19 protein-coding genes are annotated in these 19,793 nt (G+C 33.5%); 3 read left to right on the top strand and 16 right to left on the bottom strand.

The features are described 5' to 3' along the window. Positions 1 to 13: 13 nt before the first annotated feature. From deoD to ACWG42_RS06300, 6 genes are read right to left on the bottom strand one after another with little or no spacing between them, the layout of a single operon-like run. The gene (gene deoD / locus ACWG42_RS06325; RefSeq protein WP_455790929.1) at positions 14 to 733 is read right to left on the bottom strand and encodes a purine-nucleoside phosphorylase; all 720 of its coding nucleotides are present in this window, start codon (positions 731 to 733) and stop codon (positions 14 to 16) included. Beyond that, positions 733 to 1,344 carry an AAA family ATPase gene (locus ACWG42_RS06320; RefSeq protein ID WP_455790928.1) on the bottom strand — a complete coding sequence of 204 codons (612 nt, stop codon included), beginning with the start codon at positions 1,342 to 1,344 and terminating at the stop codon, positions 733 to 735. Before ACWG42_RS06320 ends, deoD begins: the two co-directional genes overlap by 1 nt. A gap of 4 nt (positions 1,345 to 1,348) precedes the next feature. Then, complete coding sequence (locus tag ACWG42_RS06315; RefSeq protein WP_455790926.1) at positions 1,349 to 1,666, bottom strand: PTS lactose/cellobiose transporter subunit IIA; 318 nt, start codon at positions 1,664 to 1,666, stop codon at positions 1,349 to 1,351. 8 nt (positions 1,667 to 1,674) lie between these two features. After that, on the bottom strand, positions 1,675 to 1,971 hold the full coding sequence (locus ACWG42_RS06310; protein ID WP_455790925.1) for a PTS sugar transporter subunit IIB: 297 nt from the start codon (positions 1,969 to 1,971) through the stop codon (positions 1,675 to 1,677). A gap of 12 nt (positions 1,972 to 1,983) precedes the next feature. Beyond that, positions 1,984 to 3,924: a BglG family transcription antiterminator gene (locus ACWG42_RS06305; protein WP_455790923.1), complete on the bottom strand. Its 1,941-nt coding sequence runs from the start codon at positions 3,922 to 3,924 to the stop codon at positions 1,984 to 1,986. A 51-nt stretch (positions 3,925 to 3,975) separates the two neighbouring features. Then, the gene (locus tag ACWG42_RS06300) at positions 3,976 to 5,274 is read right to left on the bottom strand and encodes a PTS sugar transporter subunit IIC (protein ID WP_455790922.1); all 1,299 of its coding nucleotides are present in this window, start codon (positions 5,272 to 5,274) and stop codon (positions 3,976 to 3,978) included. 314 nt (positions 5,275 to 5,588) lie between these two features. On the opposite strand from ACWG42_RS06300, the gene ACWG42_RS06295 reads away from it, so the two are divergent. Then, positions 5,589 to 6,959 (top strand): NAD(P)/FAD-dependent oxidoreductase, encoded by a 1,371-nt coding sequence (locus ACWG42_RS06295; protein ID WP_455790921.1) that lies wholly within the window; start codon positions 5,589 to 5,591, stop codon positions 6,957 to 6,959. A gap of 74 nt (positions 6,960 to 7,033) precedes the next feature. On the opposite strand, the gene ACWG42_RS06290 is transcribed toward ACWG42_RS06295, so the two are convergent. The 10 genes from ACWG42_RS06290 to ACWG42_RS06245 all read right to left on the bottom strand — a co-directional run bounded on the left by ACWG42_RS06290 (position 7,034) and on the right by ACWG42_RS06245 (position 17,882). Then, positions 7,034 to 8,449, bottom strand: a complete 1,416-nt coding sequence (locus ACWG42_RS06290; RefSeq protein WP_455790920.1) for a PASTA domain-containing protein — start codon at positions 8,447 to 8,449, stop codon at positions 7,034 to 7,036. A gap of 3 nt (positions 8,450 to 8,452) precedes the next feature. Further along, positions 8,453 to 9,112 (bottom strand): ABC transporter ATP-binding protein, encoded by a 660-nt coding sequence (locus ACWG42_RS06285; RefSeq protein WP_455790919.1) that lies wholly within the window; start codon positions 9,110 to 9,112, stop codon positions 8,453 to 8,455. A gap of 11 nt (positions 9,113 to 9,123) precedes the next feature. Next, the gene (locus ACWG42_RS06280) at positions 9,124 to 10,656 is read right to left on the bottom strand and encodes an FtsX-like permease family protein (protein WP_455790918.1); all 1,533 of its coding nucleotides are present in this window, start codon (positions 10,654 to 10,656) and stop codon (positions 9,124 to 9,126) included. Between the two features lie 558 nt (positions 10,657 to 11,214). Continuing rightward, positions 11,215 to 12,192, bottom strand: coding sequence for an Rpn family recombination-promoting nuclease/putative transposase (locus ACWG42_RS06275; RefSeq protein ID WP_455790916.1), 978 nt, complete (start codon positions 12,190 to 12,192; stop codon positions 11,215 to 11,217). A 127-nt stretch (positions 12,193 to 12,319) separates the two neighbouring features. Further along, positions 12,320 to 13,009, bottom strand: coding sequence for an ABC transporter ATP-binding protein (locus ACWG42_RS06270; protein ID WP_455790915.1), 690 nt, complete (start codon positions 13,007 to 13,009; stop codon positions 12,320 to 12,322). Then, positions 13,003 to 13,722, bottom strand: a complete 720-nt coding sequence (locus tag ACWG42_RS06265; protein WP_455790914.1) for a hypothetical protein — start codon at positions 13,720 to 13,722, stop codon at positions 13,003 to 13,005. Before ACWG42_RS06265 ends, ACWG42_RS06270 begins: the two co-directional genes overlap by 7 nt. After that, positions 13,719 to 14,948 carry a hypothetical protein gene (locus ACWG42_RS06260; protein ID WP_455790912.1) on the bottom strand — a complete coding sequence of 410 codons (1,230 nt, stop codon included), beginning with the start codon at positions 14,946 to 14,948 and terminating at the stop codon, positions 13,719 to 13,721. Before ACWG42_RS06260 ends, ACWG42_RS06265 begins: the two co-directional genes overlap by 4 nt. Further along, entirely contained in the window at positions 14,945 to 15,685 is a 741-nt protein-coding gene (locus ACWG42_RS06255) for a hypothetical protein (protein WP_455790911.1), read from the bottom strand. Before ACWG42_RS06255 ends, ACWG42_RS06260 begins: the two co-directional genes overlap by 4 nt. 54 nt (positions 15,686 to 15,739) lie before the next feature. Then, complete coding sequence (locus tag ACWG42_RS06250) at positions 15,740 to 16,114, bottom strand: GntR family transcriptional regulator (RefSeq protein WP_455790910.1); 375 nt, start codon at positions 16,112 to 16,114, stop codon at positions 15,740 to 15,742. Between the two features lie 85 nt (positions 16,115 to 16,199). Then, complete coding sequence (locus ACWG42_RS06245; RefSeq protein WP_455790908.1) at positions 16,200 to 17,882, bottom strand: putative manganese-dependent inorganic diphosphatase; 1,683 nt, start codon at positions 17,880 to 17,882, stop codon at positions 16,200 to 16,202. Between the two features lie 179 nt (positions 17,883 to 18,061). On the opposite strand from ACWG42_RS06245, the gene ACWG42_RS06240 reads away from it, so the two are divergent. Next, positions 18,062 to 19,339: a diguanylate cyclase gene (locus ACWG42_RS06240; RefSeq protein ID WP_455790906.1), complete on the top strand. Its 1,278-nt coding sequence runs from the start codon at positions 18,062 to 18,064 to the stop codon at positions 19,337 to 19,339. Beyond that, the gene (locus tag ACWG42_RS06235; protein WP_455790904.1) at positions 19,332 to 19,775 is read left to right on the top strand and encodes a GNAT family N-acetyltransferase; all 444 of its coding nucleotides are present in this window, start codon (positions 19,332 to 19,334) and stop codon (positions 19,773 to 19,775) included. Before ACWG42_RS06240 ends, ACWG42_RS06235 begins: the two co-directional genes overlap by 8 nt. Positions 19,776 to 19,793: the final 18 nt, after the last annotated feature.

Genomic DNA, 19,793 nt, shown 5'->3' with positions numbered 1-19,793 from the left:
AACCCTTTTTGGGTTACTTTGCGTATTCTATAATAGATTCCAATGCCAACGTCATCATTGTATCGAAACTTTGTTCACGCGCTTGTGCACTTACCTTTTCTTTTGTAATACTATGATCAGATACAGTAAGTAAGGTTGTGGCTTGTTTACCAGCACAACGTGCTATATGAAAGAGTGCGAAACTTTCCATATCAACACATAAGCAACCCTTATGTTCCACTAAATCCACAAGATTTTCTTTCACTTTATGGTAGAAACAATCACTTGTATGCACTCTTCCAATCTTCAAAGGAAACTGATGTTCCTTTGCACATGTAATAATGCGCTCATTTAGTTGTGGTTCACTTTCCACGATATGAAGATTTTCTCCACTGTATGTTGATGCATAGGTCGATTCACTATATGCACTCTGCGCTAAGAAAACATCTAGTATTTGAAGCTGTGTACTATATGCTCCACAAGAGCCGATACGAAGGATGATATCTACATCATATTTATGGTATAGCTCATGCGCATATATTCCCATAGAGCCACATCCCATACCACTTCCCATAACAGAAATGCGCTTTCCTCTATAAGTTCCACTAAAGCCTAGCATATTGCGTATATCATTGAATTGTATGACATCTTTTAAATATGTTTCCGCAATATATTTGGCTCTTAAGGGATCTCCGGGCATCAATACAACATTCGCAATATCTTTTGCATCTGCACGATTATGTGCACTTGCCATTAAAACTGCCAGCCGTTAAAGGTAAAGGCTGTTTCACTTACATTTTCAGGATCATATTCTTTTAGAATTTCTTCATAACGTTCTTTATAGTTATTGTCAATTTCTGCTTGGGGAATGACAACACTTGCTTCATGTAAGAAATGGAAAGAATCTCTACCCATCGCTTGTCCGCGTTGTGTGTGCTTGTCTAATGCAACATCAGGAATTTCAGGAAGTTTTCCCATCGCAAATGATTTGATACAAATATTTTTTAAGATATCACTTGAACGATCTTTTTCACTCGCACACATGTAACGAATGGCATGAATGAAATACATCGTGCGATCATTATCAGCGTAGTCATAATTCAAACGCATTTGCGCTAAATTATTCACCATAATTGCAGCCATAGGATTCCCCATACCAATATCTTCTACTGATATTGTAAGCAATCTTCTCCACATTTTTTCTTCTAATTGAGGAGATGAAATATATAATTCGTATGCGAACATACATGCTTGTTCTTCCAATCCTCTACGTATTGATTTTTGTAAAGCACTAATGACTTCGTCACACGCATAACCATTACGTGTTGTAATTTTTGACCATGGGTCGTACATTGTTTTTGCCATAAACTTAATTCCTCTCCTTATATAGTTCCATAAATTCTTGAACCATAATTTTAATTGTTTCACAACTCATAAATTGATCTTCCGCATGCAATACGAGCATAGAAACTTGTGGTTCGTTATCCGTCGCTTCTTTTTGTAGAAGCGCTAAATGTTTGTCATGCGCTTCTTTAAGGAAATTATCCCCTTCCTCTAGCTTTGCATGCGCCTCTTCCACCTGTTGCTTCTTTGCCAGATGCATCGCCTGAATATATGTTGATTTTGCTGCACCTGAATAAGTAATAATTTCCATAGCTACAGCGCTTAATTTTTCTAAATCTGGCATGTTGACACCTATCCTTCCATTAACTTCTTTGCTTGTTCATATGCACCTTTTCCATCAGAAATTGCATATACACGCATATCCACAGCTTGTGTAGGAATACGTAGTTTTCCTTTTACTTCTTCTACTGCATACATAATTTGAGGTGCCACTAAGCATACATCCCATTTTCCAATCTCATCAGAAATACTTGCGCTACTAACTGCTTGTACTTCTGCACTATCGTTGACACTTTGTGCATATTCTTTAATCTTTTTTACAAGTATAGAACTTGACATTCCTGCATTACATACAACTAATATCTTCATTTTGAGTTCTCCTTAATCTTTCATGATTTGTATAATTCTCTCAAGATAATCCATAACTTCCTCTGGTGTCTTCATTTCCAATAGCATTTGAATCAAACTTGGAGTTGTCGCAATCATATTGATTAGATTATATATATACTTTAAATCAGCATCAATTTTTGGTTCAAATGCAGATACAAACATAATGCATACAGGGTTTGTATCTTTTAAGATGTTACTTTTTACGATTACCATCATAATCGCATCCTCACTCGCTGTATTCATCAAGGGGTGAGGCATAAAACAACCATTTTCGATATGAGTCGGATATACTTTTTCTCGGGAAATGATATCCTCCACAAATCGAGGTGCATCCGGTATTTTATGGTGGTTTTCTAATAAGGCTGCACTTCTTTTTAAAATCTCTTCATAACTTATATCCTCTTCTATGATAAGGATTCTATCTTTTGAGAATACCTTATGGAAGATGGATGCACTTTGTGATAACATTGCTCGACGAGATATAAAGTTTTCAATCTGTACTCGATCAGCTTCATAAGGAAGCTGTTGTATTTCAATGACAGGTATATTTAGTTTCTTTTCAAGTGCAATGTTACTGATAATCAAATCAACGTTTTGATTCTTTATCTCTTCTTCTAATTGATAGGTAGAGACATTTCCCATCACTTGTACACGTTCTTTAAATTCTTGATGAATCCATGTTTCGATAAAACTTGCGAAGCTTTGCGTCGTGCCAAATACAATAAGTACTTTAATACTTGTATTTTGTACTTTAAGAAACGGTTGAATATAAAGGGCTAAAAATGATATTTCATCTTCCTTCATATATAAGTTATATTTCTTATGTACAATTGGCACAATTAACATCGCTATCTCATAAGCAAATGCATAGGTTGTTTTTACTTCTTGTAGCAATGGGTTTATCAATTGATAATCCATAAGTAATCGTTTTATCGCAAACTCTAAATGGCTCTTAAAGTTTTCAAATAAGGATGGCATTGATTCAAAATCTAAATTATATTTACTCTTCATCTGTCCTACAAATTCATGAACAATTACTTCATTTGATGTAGAAAGAAGGGAAGTGTTTTGATTAGAAAATAAACCTAGTGTCTCCATATAGTTTTGTAGTAAGGACATATCTTCTACTTCCATGGTGTAATGCAAATCACGTAGTAGCGTATGTAGCATAGCATGTAAAGGCTCATTGTTATGTTGCAGGTGTACATGCTCTTTGATATAGCATTTATCTTCACATCGTGTAATGGTAAAGAGTACCATCCAACTAACAACAAATAACATTTGATCTGGTATATTTACATTATGTGTTTTACAATACCCACTCATGTAATCTACGATATCATAAATTTCTTCCACATCAATAAAGTCTTTGACGAGTTGATATAAATGAATATCTACTAATTTATTTGATAAATAAATTTCTTCTTTTACAATGCGATAAAGTAGTGTTCGTAGTGCGACTTCATCAGACTTTAAACAAAGCTCACCATTCTCCAACAACAATCCATCATAATGGAATAATTTTTTTAAACTTTTTTGAAAGGATGTAATGTCTTTATATATCGTTTGTTCAGATACGAAAAGTTCACTCGCAATATCATATAAGCTTACACTCTCCCGATGAAAGAGTTGTCCTAATATGTAATACTTTCTCTCCATTGGAGTAGAGGCAATTTGCTTATGGTCAATTGCCTCCATCAATGTTATGCATTCTTTTACTTTTTCAACACTATCTTCTACAATGAAATAACCAACTCTCTTACTAGAATTAATCATACAGTGATTATTCATAAGACAAACATTTATACTAGCAATATCATTACGTATCGTCCTTGAACTCACACTTAACTCTTTTGATATATTGGTGGCATTGACACCCTTTGGATGTTTTAAAATCATTTCGACGATTTTCTTCTGGCGTTCACTTAACATAAGCGTATCCCTCCATAGATTATAACTACATTATAACCTATTGTAACCGTTCTAGTTCTGTGTTTCTGCTAATTTTTGTGCTTCCGCATTTTCAGCTTCGATTTCTCTTTCTTTACGTAGTTCATCTGCCTCCATAGCTTTAAAGAATGGATAATAGAAGACCCCCATTAAACATACGGAGAATATCGCAAGAGCTGCTGCTCTCCAATCTAACGTTAATAAGAAGGCTTGAAATCCTGGTGGCAAGAAGCCTGGTGCTTCCCATAAAGGAAGTGATACTAAACCATATTGCATACATAGATATGTAATAATAGAAACAATAACTGGACCAAATACAAATGGTATAAACATAAATGGATTCATAATCATTGGTACACCGAAGATAATTGGTTCATTGATACCAAAGATAGATGGCACAATACCAATTTTACCTATTGAGCTCAATGATTTTGCTTTAGAGCGCATCATCATAATGACTAGCAATAAAGTTAATCCTGAACCACTTACTTGTAAGAACCCATAATAGAATCCAAAGGTAAAGATATGTTCTGGTGCTTGTCCAGCAGCTGTCATAGCTGCATTTTGTGTTGCATAACTAATTGCAAACGGTGCCCAAACACTTGAAGTAATAGCAGCCCCATGAAGTCCAAACACCCATAATAACTGTGTTAGTAATACGATAAGAGCTACCGCCCATACACTATCCATTGAAGAAATAGCAGGTGCTAATAAACTAATAATAATTTTAGGGAAAGCAGTGCCTCCAAACTCAGTACAACACATTGCCACTGTAGAAGCAACAATCACATTGACTGCAAGTGGGAATAAGATAGAGAAACTTTCCGCAACCATTGATGGAACACTATCTGGCATTTTTAATACTAAATGATATTTAGCCATCAAACGAGTGACTTCTACAACAAAGATAGATCCAATGATACTAACGAACAGACCTTCCGCTCCCAAGGAAGATACATCCCATCCACCTTCACCTAATCCAACACAGAGAATCAACTGTACAAGTACAGCAGAAACTCCAATTAAGGAAGATTTCATATCATAACGTTTTGCCAAAGAATCTGCGATAAAGAATGCAGAGAATAAAGACATAATGTTTGTGGTAAAGTAGGTAGGAAAGTTAAAGATATCAATATGAGCATTGACCCAATCTCCTACACCTCCTCCAATCATATTTCCAATTCCGATAGGAATCATACAGAAGCTTCCAATGATAATAATTGGAATAATTGCGATGACTCCATCTTTTACCGACTGCAAATGTTTTTGCTTTTCTAATTTCATGGCGATCGGAAACAGCCATTTCTGTAATTTGTCTTGTAGCGTTTTCAAAGTTATTTCTCCTTTCAACTTTGGTTTTACCAACCTGTTACACTTTTAGTTTACGTATAATTATAATGTTGTGCAAATATTCCTTTTCCCCTTGCTTAGGAAAGAGGAATATAAATCCAGTATGATTCGCTTATGATATATAAAGTCCCTATATTTACAGGCGTTTTATCTGTTCCATAAAGGATAAAAAAAGAACTATGTATTATTTTTTTGCATTTTTACTAGCATTTTTATTATAATATGATAGAATACCGTAGGAAACGTACCCTAATTTACGAGGTAAGACAATGAACAGCATTGTAGGAGGTCATGATATGAATTATGATTTATTGATTGTTGGAGCTGGTCCTGGTGGAATTTTTTCAGCCTATGAAGCTTTAAAGCTTAATCCTGAATTGAAGATTGGTTTATTTGAAGCAGGAAATCCGTTAGAAAAAAGGAAATGTCCTATTGATGGAGTAAAGATTAAGTCTTGTATTAACTGCCCAAGCTGTGCAATTATGAATGGATTTGGTGGTGCTGGTGCATTTTCCGATGGAAAATATAATATTACAAACCAGTTTGGTGGAACTCTATATGAGTATATTGGGAGAAAAGAAGCCATCGATTTAATGGAATATGTGGATGAAATCAACACTAGTAATGGAGGAGAGAAAACAAAATTATACTCTACTGCCAATACACATTTAAAGAAACTATGTATGCAAAATGATTTACACTTACTTGAAGCGAGTGTACGTCATCTAGGAACTGATATCAACTATATTGTTCTACAAAATCTATATGATCAATTAAAGGATAAAATTGATATTCACTTTAATACACATATTGATAAAGTAGAAAAATTAGAAGATGGATATAAATTACATTGTAAAGATGCTTCCTTTACAGGTATAAAATGTATCATTTCTACTGGAAGAAGTGGAAGTAAATGGATGGGTAACATCTGTGAATCATTAGGTATTAAAACAAAAAGTAACCGCGTTGATATCGGAGTCCGTGTAGAGCTTCCTTATCAAATATTCTCTAACCTTACAGATGAATTATATGAAAGTAAGATTGTATATCGTACGGAAAAGTTCCAAGATAAAGTTCGTACCTTCTGTATGAATCCAAAAGGTGTTGTAGTAAGTGAGAATACAAATGGTATTGTGACTGTAAATGGACATAGTTACGATGATCCATCATTATATAGCGAGAATACAAACTTTGCATTATTGGTTAGCAATCATTTTACTGAACCTTTTAAGAATAGTAATGAATATGGAGAAAGCATTGCTCGTTTATCAAATATGTTGGGTGGTGGGGTTATCGTTCAACGTTTTGGTGATTTGATCCGTGGACAAAGAAGTACAGTTTCACGAATCAGTGAAAGCTTTGTAACACCTACTTTATCCGCAACTCCTGGGGATTTAAGTTTGGTTATCCCAAAAAGACAATTGGATGACATTATTGAAATGATTTATGCTTTAGATAAAGTCGCTCCTGGTACTGCCAATGATGACACTTTATTGTATGGTGTAGAAGTTAAATTCTACAACTTAGAAGTAGAAATCGATAAGAACCTAGAAACAAAACATAAAGGATTATTTGTCATAGGTGATTGTAGTGGTGTAACACACTCCCTATCACATGCTAGTGCGAGTGGTGTTTATGTTGCTAGACATTTATACCAAAAAGATTAAAATTATGTAAAAAAGTATGGTTAGTAAGCAACTGCTCACTACCATACTTTTTATCTGTCATACATTAATGAAAGTTACTTCCCTTTTGAAATGCTCACATAGATTTTTGTCCCAATATCAACAAAATTCGCTTTTGCACTTGCTGTTATAATAGAGCCTTTTGGTTCTTCTGATTCAACTTCTTGTACTTCATAGGATATATTTGCACCTTGCGCATTCATTTCACGAATAGCTTGGACAAGTACATATAAATCTTGTCCATCATAGTTCGCAATGTAGGGTTTTCCAGATGAATATATAAGTACAACAGTATCTCCTTTTACTTCTGTACCAACAGGCAATGATTGTGATATCAATTGTCCTGCACTAACTTGATTATGATAATATTTAATCGTAGTAATTGGAACATTTTGTTTTGTTGCCTCAATTGTTGCCTGTGTTTCATCTAGTCCACTAAAATCAGGTACGTAGGATATCTTCCCTTTTGATACTACAATTTTAATGGTATCATTCTTCGCGATTTTTGTCTTTGGTGCAATCTCTTGAGATATTACATTTCCTTCCATAATAGTTGCATGTCCTTGTTCAACATATTCAACTTTTACGTCTTTTTCACTAGCCCAAGTATCTACTTCTCCTTTGGATTTGTTTTTAAAGTCAGGAACTACAATATCTTTTTCAAACACTTCTTTTCCTTTGGATACGATAATAGTCAGTTTATCTTTTCTTCGATAATTACTTCCATCAATACCTTCTGTCTTGAATGTGACCGAGATGACTTTACCACTTTCAACTTCTTCATTAAATATCTTTTCTATCGTGACATTGTTTGCTTTATTTTTATCTTTCCAAGTCTCGATTTCTATTAGCTTCATCTTTGTGAAGTCAGGAAGTTTTACGGTTTCATCTGGATTGGCACCTTTAGAAACGACTACCTTAAAGCTACTGCCTTTTTGAACGGATGTACCACTCTTCTTTGATTGTGATATAATCATCCCTTCATCAGCTTTTATACTAAATTCGCTTGTTGAATCCAATTCAATTTTATTCTTCGCTGCCCATACTTCTACTTCATTCAAATCTTTTTCAAGAGCAAAACTAGGAACTGTAATTTTATTTGCTTGTTGATATATAAAGAATCCACTTATGCATATGACAAGAATAATCACAAGAGAAATAATCATTGTAATTCTTCTCTTTTTTATTCGATCATCATCTCGTATTAACCGTTCCTCTTTTGTATTGCTTGTCTGGAAAACATGTTCATCGAATGGTTTTTTTATAACACTTGGAATTTTTTCAATATCAACCATTTGAGTTTCTTCACTAAGTGGTTCTAGGAATTCCTCATAGGTTTCCTCTATTGGTTGCTCTACCTCGATTTGCTCTTCTTGCGTATCTATCTTTGATGATGGATGAATCGTATCGTTGGTTTCACTTTTAAACCCGTCATATTCTCCTTGTGAAAACTTCTTCAAAAATCCACTCATACATTATCCCTCACTCGACAAGTTTATCACGACATCCGCTTGTTTCGCAATTGCTTTGGAATGTGTCACTACAATTACACACTTCTCATGTTTCTTTGCTAACACACTGAATATATTGATTATAGATTCTTCTGTAGTAGTATCTAAATTACCTGTTGGTTCATCTGCTAGAATGATATCCACATCCGTTGCCAATGCTCTTGCAATAGCAACTCGCTGTTGTTCACCACCAGATAGCTTTGTAACTAGTCGATTTGCTTTGCTTTTTGTAATTCCTAAAAAATCTAAAAGATTATATGCAACATTATGTTGATCACTGATTTGATTATCGGTAATACTCATCGCTGTAAGTAAATTCTGGTGCGCACTCATATATGGCACAAGATTAAACGATTGAAACACCATTCCTACATTATTTCTACGATAACTGTTCAACCCAATTTGTTGAATGTCCTTTCCTTCATACTTTACAACACCATTGGTTTGTTTATCCATACCACTAAGGATGGATAATAAGGTTGTCTTTCCTGAACCAGATTCCCCTAGTATTGCATAAAATGTACCCTTCTCAAAGGTATATGATAAGTCTTGGAATATATATCTCTTTGCATCTCCATCTTGATAATAGTATTCAAGGTTACTTATTTCTAATATATTTTTCATTTGCTTTCTCCTCACATCAATATTTTCTTTGGACTTAAACGTAATAAGTACAATACAGTTGTGAATTGTGCAACAATAATAGTCGCGAACATTGTTCCATAGAAGATCAATATGGTGGAAACTGCAAAACCACCACTATATTGTTGACTAATCATTTCAGGCGTAATATTGGGTGAAGAGCTACTTGATGAAATAAAGCCACCAATCATATCATCGCTTGGAGCTAATAGTGATTGCATTGCATTATCTGCTAACATATTCGAAAATATAATGGATGTAAAGATTGCAAGTGACGCACCAATGAGTGCTACAATCAATGTTTCCGCTAATAATTGTCCAATAATTTTCGTTTTACGTTCTCCTAATGCTAAGAAAATCCCCATTTCTTTTTGGCGTAGATACATAAATATACAGAGAACTAGTGCCAAAATGACTATACTAGCAACCACTGTAACAATGAAAATTGTATCTAGCATTCCTCCCATTGTCTTTAAAGGTTTGGCTGCGACATCATAAGCATCTGAAGCACTCAATATGCTATAGCTCTTTTCAGGGAAAATATCTAAAGCTTCTTCCTGAAAATCCTTCAAATATTTCATATCTTTTAATATAAATTGTGGTTGAACATAGCCCACAAAAGCATTACTTGATTCTCCATTTTCTTCCGCTTGCTCTGGATTAATTTCATTATGTGCTGCCATTGTCTCTTCATTTATTTTATTTATCGCTGCATTTGGTGCATACAATTGGTTTGTCATCCAAGAAAGTTGAAAGTATTCATCTGCTAATTTGCTAATATCTCCAGATTGCGCCTTCTTTAAAAATTCTTCAAGCTTCGTTATTTCTATAATCCCAGCTACTTCAAATTCATAATTTAATATTTTTGCTGGTTTGACTTCTCCGTTTTCAGGCATAACCTCTTCAAAGTCCTTTGTGTTAAAAATCTCAGAAGTTAAAATCATTTTAGAACCTACTTCTAAACCATTCGTTTCTGCGAATTGCTTAGGAATCAATACTTTAAAATTTCCTTTTTCAATGTCACTTTGACTAAACCCTTTGCCATTTAGTAATTTACCTTCTCCACTCTCTTCAGGTTTCACAGATAATTGTGTACCAATCATGGAAAGTACAATTCCATTCCCTGACATGGATGTCCCAGAACTAAAACCACCTTGAAGTTTCTCTAATTGTTCTTTGGTTAGAATTTCTGCTTCTTTAAACTCCTTCGGTGCAGTTAAACCAGTCGATTGTGAGTAATCAAACGTCTTCACGATATCTTTTGTACGGTCATAAAGCTTTGTTGCCATATCTGCTGTCAGAGGGGGTATCTTAACATTCTCCTCTGACCAAATATCTTGATTATAATCAATAGAAACCGTTGGTGATAGTTGTGATAACACGCTATCCTTTGTACTTTTAATTGATGTATTTACCGATAGCGTTGTCAATAATACATTCGCCAAAATAAATACAATCACAAGTAATATAATACTGTTTACCTTTCGTTGTAAAACGCTTATCCATGCTCTCTTTAAGACTCCCATTTCTTTCCTCCTATTGTATAGTACATTACGAATTTCAGATTATGCAAATGATTATCTTTTACCTAATCATGCATTTACACAAGTCAATTTTCTTCCCTTTAAGTATAAATAAACTTTCTAAAGAATCCTTTTATGATTATCTAAAGATTTTATAAAGAAGTAAAAAATTTTGCTTTGCATATCTAGCGGGTATATACTTTCCCATCCCCCTCATAAGCATCCATACTATTATACTTATCATACGGTATAAATACATATTATGCAATGCATTATCTTTCCTAATACGTGCCCCTTTTATAAATCTTAATATTTATTTTCCCCTCTCAAATAAAGAAACGTGCATATTTCTAGGATTATTTATCAAAGCTTGCTAGAAACCATGAGTTTTTATTTCTGTAACTCGATAATCTTAAATTTTCTTAAGTATCATGCGTAATATTTAGCATTCATATCGAATACGCATTGAAACAAAAGTTTTCGTGTAATGTTAGTAACCTTGAACTGTAGTGATAAAAAAAGTATGAAACGTAAGCAATCACCTACTCTCATACTCTCTAATTAATATTTTCTTTTTAGTTCATCCAATGTTTCACATTCTAGTATGGATGCTAATATAGCTTGAATTTCATCTGTTGTTTTAGTAGAAAGCCATTGTGTCTCATCTTGGTTGTATTTTAACTTGATAAGGTAAAGTGTGCTCTCAAGTTGCCCTCTCGCTACTCCTTCTTTTATCCCTTCTTTTATTCCCTCTTTTATTCCCTCTTTTATTCCCTTTTCAATCCCTTTTTCCATACCCTGCTCTAAAGCTATCTGAGTTCTTTCTTCTAACTGATTTTCCGCTCTCATTTCTCCCATTTCAATTGCCATTGCGATGGACCAAAGATCTTCATCATCTTGCATGTGTTCATATTTTTCCATGATTGCTTTCACCAACCTTTCATCTGATTTCAGTATAGCACGATTCTCACTGTTTTTAAATAGATAACAAAGTTGTTCAAATCCACTCATATGTAAGGTTCCTTTTTCTTTCGCAATACGATTGATAACTGGCAAATGAATAAAAATACTTTTCAAAAGAGAATCGCCACCCATAGGATCTCCATCTTTATTCATTAACTCATATTTATTGATTAAATTCTCATTACATAAGGCAACTGCATCTACAAATACTATTTGATATACATGTTTTAGCTTTTTGTAATTATCCCCTTTTCTCAACTGATTTGATAACATTCTAGTCAAATACAATTGAAATCTTTTATTATCCATACTTCCAATATAAGTTGTCTGCATTTCAATATCATATTCATTATTTTGTTCATCCTTTACATGAACATCTAAAACAACTCCTTTTTTCCCAATAATCTTCGCATCCAAAATAGGATTTAAAACTTTGCTTTCTTTGGGATGAATGCCTGTGAGTTCTTCAATAATGGAGTGTCGAATGAATATCGACGTTTCATCATCTGCGCTTAATGCATACTTAAAAAATACATCATTACAAAAATTTACTTCTTTACATCTCGTAATCACCATTGTGATACCTCCTTATGAAAGGACATACCCTTTCAATATATATATACGAGATGGAATTCGAAAATCCTAAATATTCTTCGTATTCGCAATATTTTCTTTATTTTCACATAATTCCAAGTAAATTATCCTAATATTTTGTTGGTCGATACTTATCCATAAGCTTCTTAATATCCATTCCCTTGTCATATAAATCATCCATCATGACATCCTCAACAATTTTACCCTTTTCCATCAATATACAACGATCTACAACTTGTTCAATTTCTTCTACATTATGTGTTGTCAATACAATGACTTTATCATCCTGTACTTGTTCAATCAAAAGCTTTATTACATCTTCTTTCGCATATACATCAAGCCCAGTAAAAGGCTCATCCAAGATCATAAGTTTGGCATTCATTGAAAATCCTGCCGCAATTTCCACTTTCATCTGTTGTCCTTTTGAATAATTTTTTATTTTATCGTATACATCAATTTCAAAACGTTCCAATAGCTTTGTATATTTCACACTATCAAACGCTTCATAATAACGTCGCAAGAAATCTCCATATTGATATGCATTCATAGCCGGAAGAAAGCTTCCCTCTTCGCTGATAAAGGCAACTTTATCATATTGTTTATCCACTGCATCATCATGGAATGTAATCTTTCCACCATCTATGGCAACCAAATTTAAAATCGCTTTTAACAGTGTGGTTTTCCCACACCCATTTCTTCCTAGGATTCCCGTAATCTCTCCTTCACGTACTTCAAGATTCATATTACGGACTCCTTTATTTTGATAATATAACTTGCTTACATTTTCTATTCTTAACATGCGGAAACCTCCCTCCATAATGTCATACACAACTTAAAACAACCTGCAATTACTATAATACATAACACGATATTTATATAAATTGTTATTTGAAATGCATAGTATAGGATGAAAATACATGCGATAAAACACATCACTTCAAACAATTTTATACGTCTTCTAATCGCAACAAACGATAAACAAACACAATTCTCTACGACCATAACCAACAACAACAAATTCAATAGATAACCTGATAGCTTCATTGGTATCAAAAGATTTGTTATTTCAGTTTGTTGAATAACTTGTACAACACTTGGTTTCGCCAAGTATACAAATGCCTTCGCTTTATCTAATGCCTCCAACTTCATTTCAATTTGAAAACATAGACAAACTACATAAATCACATACAAAGCTATAACACTCATTGCGATGAAACATACATCTCCAATAATGAATGCTTGTTTCTTATTGGTAAGAATACTCCAACGAATACTTCCTCTTTTATAATCTGCATAAAGTTTAAACGATTGTGCAACGATAAGAAATAATGCAATCATTAAAAATAACTTAGCATCATCTCGATATAGTACATAGTCCACATCTATAGTTATACCTTCATTAAAATAATAAGATCTTGGAAAAGCAAAAATTACAAACAAACCATAAAGAACCCAAACACTACGCATTCTACAAAAACGATGCTTAATTTGATTTAATATGAGCTTTTTCATGACTCATTCCTCTTGAAGCTAGCAGAGTTAGGATATATATTGACTAAGTAATCATCCGCATCATATAGATTTAACACTCCACGATAACGAACCTTTCCCTCTTTCACTGTTTGAACTTCATAACCTATTGTTTCATAATAAGAGGAACCATCTTTGTTTGCTAGACTAACTTGTGTTCCTATTAATAAGAACAAAGTCTTATTTTTATATATCATATCGCTTATATAGCTAGAATTACCTTCTTTATCTTTTGGTATTACGTAAGTATCAATTATTTCTAATGTATTTTGATCAATAACGTAAACTTTATCGAGAGTTTGAGCTAATAAGAATGTATCGTTACTTTTTAAATAAGACACATCTAGTTTTATATCATAAGCTAATTCATTGATGAAGTTGCCTTCTTTATCATATTGCATAAGATAGGATTTATCTTCTATATGGCTCACTACAAATATTCGATCCTTCGTTTGAAGGAGTCTATCGTAGTATCTTCCTTCAGGTAAATCTACAAAATCAGAAACTTTCGCCTTAACTTGATAAGAATTTGTTGTTGTGCTTTTATCTTCCATGCTTATTTTATATATATGGTTTTTACCAGACATAAGAGAATTCGTCGTTGGTAGAAAGTAATACAAATTTTCATTTGCCTTTTCCAACTTATCATACGTAGTTTGATCTTCATCTCCATCTTTATAATCTGATTTATATCCCTCTTCAAAATATCCATCATTACATGATACTTTATATTTGTAGATTGAGTGCTGATCGCCAGTTAGATAGGACATATCAGTTTCAATTTCTAAAGTTTTTCCATTTTCATCTATCATATCGTGAACTGTATAAATAATTGGAACTGGATTTTTTTCTAGAATCTTTTCTACTTTGCACTCTCCATCAGATGATCTAGCAGCTACGATATTGCCTGGATTTAAATTCGTACTTATACTTTCTCCAGATTGAAAATCTTGATACAAATCTTTGTTATATTCGATCGTATGACTAACTTTTCCTTCTTTATTTTTCACTTGTATTGCTGTTGTATTTGTGTCGGAATACCCTATAGAATTTATGAATTCCACGTTGAATTCCACATCTTTCAAATCCGATATATTTCCTTTTATAGTTTTAAACTCAAAATCAAGATTGGACGGAATAAATGCTACACATATCATAAGCAATATAAAGACTGCCATAGGTAAACAATATAACATTATTTTCTTCATGATGCTCGCCCCTTCCTTTTAAACAGTTTATATAATTTATAATTGGAATATAGGATAACTCCTAGCAGTTCTACGATCTGTGCTATATTAGTTACATAGTAAGGTGTTCGTTGATACGCCTGACTCGCAGTTACATTATTGATTATCATACTTATAAAGAAGTAAATAATTAAAACTATATAAACCGTTATCTTTGTATCTGTATCTGCACTTGCCATCAAGATAAGCACAGTAACATAGGTCAACATTCCAAACATTAAAAGTGTCTTACAAAAGTTTATAATGGTAAATGGTGCTAATCCCTTCATCACTTCATTTCCTGTTGTGACCAAAAACAAGAACTTTAAATCCCATGTATGTGCAAGTGCATTTCCAAGTATCCAAGCCAATCCTACCGCGCAAAATAACAAAGCGTAACTAAAGCCGACAAATAGTAACTCACTATATACCAAACTCATCTTTGGAATGGGTAATAAGCGAATACGATTGAAAGATCCTTCTTGAATAACTTTTTTGAATCTTCTTTTATGCATGAAAAATAGAATTAGCACAAATAATCCTATATAAGATAAGTAAATGGTACTGCTTGCGAGTGTCATTTTCATAAACGTTATACTTGAAGATGATGACCTATACACTTGAAAAAACAAAAGTATAAACATCACCGCAATAAGAATCAAAATTTTCTTCAAATAAGATTTCCCTGCGATATCTATCAATTCACTAATATATTTCATATAATCTCCCTTCTGTACTACTCGTGTAGTACACTAAGTGTAAATAAAAAATTTTCACTTATCCCAGTATTTCGTTAAGAGTGCGACCGTTTGTTGGAAATCCATGCCACTACCTTTGCACTCATGAATAAAGGTTGTGACAGAACCGGCCAATACATCCAACTTGATTTCCGCAATGATATCCTCATTCACTACCACAACACTTTTCACATTGCTAATCGTTCTAATAATTCCTTCTTCTTCCAATTGTTTAAAGGATTTTTGTACAGTATTAGGATTGATGGATAACTTTAGCGCCAGTTCTCTTCTACTTGGCAATTCATCATAATCATGAATTTCATTTGCCAAAATTTTTTTCTTGATATGATTCTTCAATTGAAGATATACAGGATCTTTTTTATTGAATTCCATTTCATCAAAGGAAACCATGAACATCACCTCTAACTGTATTATATGTGTAGTACACTTTTTTGTCAACTAATAAAATCGATTTAAAAAAAGGGCATCTTGTGCCCTAGTGTATAGAATTAATAATTGCTCTTGATAACAATGGTATCATTTGATTTTTTCTAGATAATATATCTGGTTGGAAACTATGTGTTTCTCCTTTTATGTTTGGAAATGCCTCTTCTACAACTTGTGTAATCGGCCCAGCTGCATAGAATACAGAACCATTTTCAAGAATACTTGTAAATGCCATTACTAATAAATCTAAGTTTTTATCATTGGCATAACGTTGTAGTTCTTCAAGTAAATCTTTCTCTATTTCTCTAGCATCTTCCACTTGATAAGCAATGACTTGTGCGATCATTACGTTCTTTCCATCCATATCGAACTTCTTGATATCTTGTTCAATTAATTGGATTGGTGTTTTATTACTAATATTGGAACTCACCTTAAACATTTCTTTCGCAAATGTATCGATGTCTAGTTCCGCAATATCCGCTAAAACTTTCGCGATTCCTTGATCCTTTTCCGTGGTTGTTGGTGACTTGAATTTTAAAGTATCAGAAAGAATTGCCCCCAACATAAGCCCAGCCAAATCTTTTGGAATGCTTAGTTGATTCTCCAAATAAATAGAAGCTACAATCGCTGCTGTACTTCCTATAATTTCATTACGGAAATTGATTGGTCGATTGGTAATAATATCGCATATTCTATGATGATCAATAACTTCTAATAAATCTGCTTTTTCAATACTCTTAACAGATTGTGAGTATTCGTTATGATCAACTAAAATCACACGCTTATTCCTTTGATTTAAGATATGGAAACGTGAAGCATATCCACATAGATGATTTTCCGCATCCACTACAGGATAACTTCTAAATCTAGTCTTCATCATCTTCTTTCCTACTTCATCCACAAACTCATTGATATTAAAACAAATCAAATCAGTTGTCATAATCAATTTCACAGGTGGTGAAAAGTAAAGATAACGTGTTGTGTTCATTGTCCCATGACCAGATTTGATAATCGGACAATGAAACTTCTTCGCAAGTTCATAAACTTCTGGTTTGACATCTTCTGTCCAAACCACCATTAGGATTCCTGCTTTTTTCTGTATCGCAGTGATTTGAGCTTCGGTATCATTCCCTACGATAACCAAACGATCTTCTAACTCATAGTTTATTAGCTTTGTTTCCGCAATCGCAATGACACTGACTTTCCCATTAAAATGTCTTTCTTCATCATCATATAGCACCTGTCCATTGATCGTTTTCGCAATAAACTCAGTTGGTGTTTCTTTTAACAATTGAATAGATACTGCCGTATCTCCAAGTCCAATTTCAGCTAAGTCTGATTTTGTGACCATTCCCATAAGTTTGTTGTGTTCATTCACCACACCAAAAGACTGTTTGTGTTTCTCTTTCATAAGCTCCAACGCTTCTTGAATGGTTGTCATTGGTGAAATTGTTAAAGGCGCATCGATTTCTATTTCATCCATTGTGGAACGAGCATCTTCAAACAACATCGGTTCTTCCATATGGAAACGATCTAATAAATACTTCGTTTCCGCATTGATTTTCCCTAATCTACATGGAATTGCGTGAAACCCTTTGCGTTGTTTAAACTGTGCATATGCAATTGCAGATATGATGGAATCACTATCTGGATGCATATGTCCTGTGACATATATCGGTTTTCGATTTTGCATCATCTTTTGATCATCGACATTTTCAAATTCCAGCTTCATATAATCTCCTCCTTTTTCATTCTACCCTATCCTTAAAGATAACTAAATTATAATGCATCTTGGATTAAATGTGAAACATAATTGTTGATAATTCATTATGAATCACTCTCACTATGCAACACTCTATAAAATCCTAGTATTTTATGCTATAATATTCCATATAAAGAGGTGCACGGGAAATGGGTCGTAATGAACGAAGTCTTCGATTAAAATTTCGTAAAATCACAATTCTACCATTGATTATTTTTGGGATTTTAACTGTAATATCCTCTTCTTTTTTAATTTATAACGCAATGCGTAGTGAAAGTGAAGATGGTCTTAGAAACTTATCTCATGCACTGTATAGAATTTGCGAATCCAGCAATCAAGGAGATTATAGTTTACAAAACAATATACTATATAAAGGGAATCAACCATTTGATCCGACACATGGAATTGTTGATGATATAAAAGATACTTCTGGTATCGATGCGACTGTATTTTGGGGAAGTACACGTATGTCTACGACCATACGAAACGATGATGGAGAAAGAACACTAGGTAGTGCATCTTCTCCTGAAGTACAAAAAGCAGTTCTAAAAGAAGGTAAAGAGTATTTTTCAGATAATGTATTTGTGAATAAGATTCCTTACTTCGGGCAATATATGCCACTCAAAAATAGTGATGATACTATTGTTGGAATGATTTTTGTAGGAAAGCCAAGAACACTCGTTCTTCATACAATTTATAAAGTAATTGGTACTATTTCTGTTATATTATTACTTATGATTTTCCTTGTATCCACGATTTCTCTATCTTTCTCTGGGAAAATCATCGATTCTTTGAATGCTACAAAAGAGTTTTTAAGTAGAATCACAAAGGGTGATGTAGATACCCCTATTCAAACATCCGTTTTAGATAGAGGCGATGAAATTGGAGAAATGGGAAGATTTTCTGTTATGTTACAAAAATCAGTTACAGAACTGATTAATACAGATACCTTGACTGGTTTATATAACAGAAGAAGCTGTACTCTCTTTTTAGAAAGTGCAGTAAAAGATTTTGAAGACAATCAAACTCCGTTTACTTTAGTGATTGGAGATATTGATGATTTTAAAGTTATCAACGATACCTATGGACATGGCATAGGTGATGAAGTATTAAAAAATATCTCTGCTATTTTTAAAAAGCATTTGGATCGCAATAGCTTTGTTGCGAGATGGGGCGGAGAGGAATTTCTCTTCATCTTCAAGCATATGAATGAAGAACAAACATGTAAACAGTTACTTCGTCTACAACATCACATCTCACATATGAAATGTCCTACATTAGCCTCTTGTAATATAAAGGTAACCATGACATTTGGAGTAAGTGAATACCATAGCGCAACAGATCTTGAACAACTTTTAAAAAATGCTGATGATAAATTATACATAGGAAAAGCAAACGGAAAGAATAAGGTGATTTGTAGTGATTGATATATACCCCTTAATAGGTGATGATATTGCATGTGCTCAAGAATTGATTTGGAACACTTTCTTAGAATATGAAGGTACGGATTATGAACAAGAAGGAATTCAAAGCTTTCATGCATTTCTTATGGACAATGAGGCTTTGGAAGCATTGAAATTATATGGTGCATATGAAGAAGAACAACTGTTAGGTGTAATAGCCACAAGGGATAATGGAAAACATATTTCTCTCTTCTTTGTAGAAGCGACCTATCAACAACAAGGCATTGGTAGAATGTTGTGGGAATATGTTAAACAAAATAGTACCTGTGATGAAATCACTGTTAACTCTTCCCCATATGCCGTTTCTATCTATCATAAGCTAGGTTTTATAGATACAGATAAGGAACAAGTCCATAATGGCATTCGTTTTACCCCTATGCTATATACTACAAAAAAATAATCCACACGGATTATTTTT

This window comes from Amedibacillus sp. YH-ame10 (genome assembly GCF_053848885.1).
This window is presented reverse-complemented; position numbering and strand designations above follow the sequence as displayed.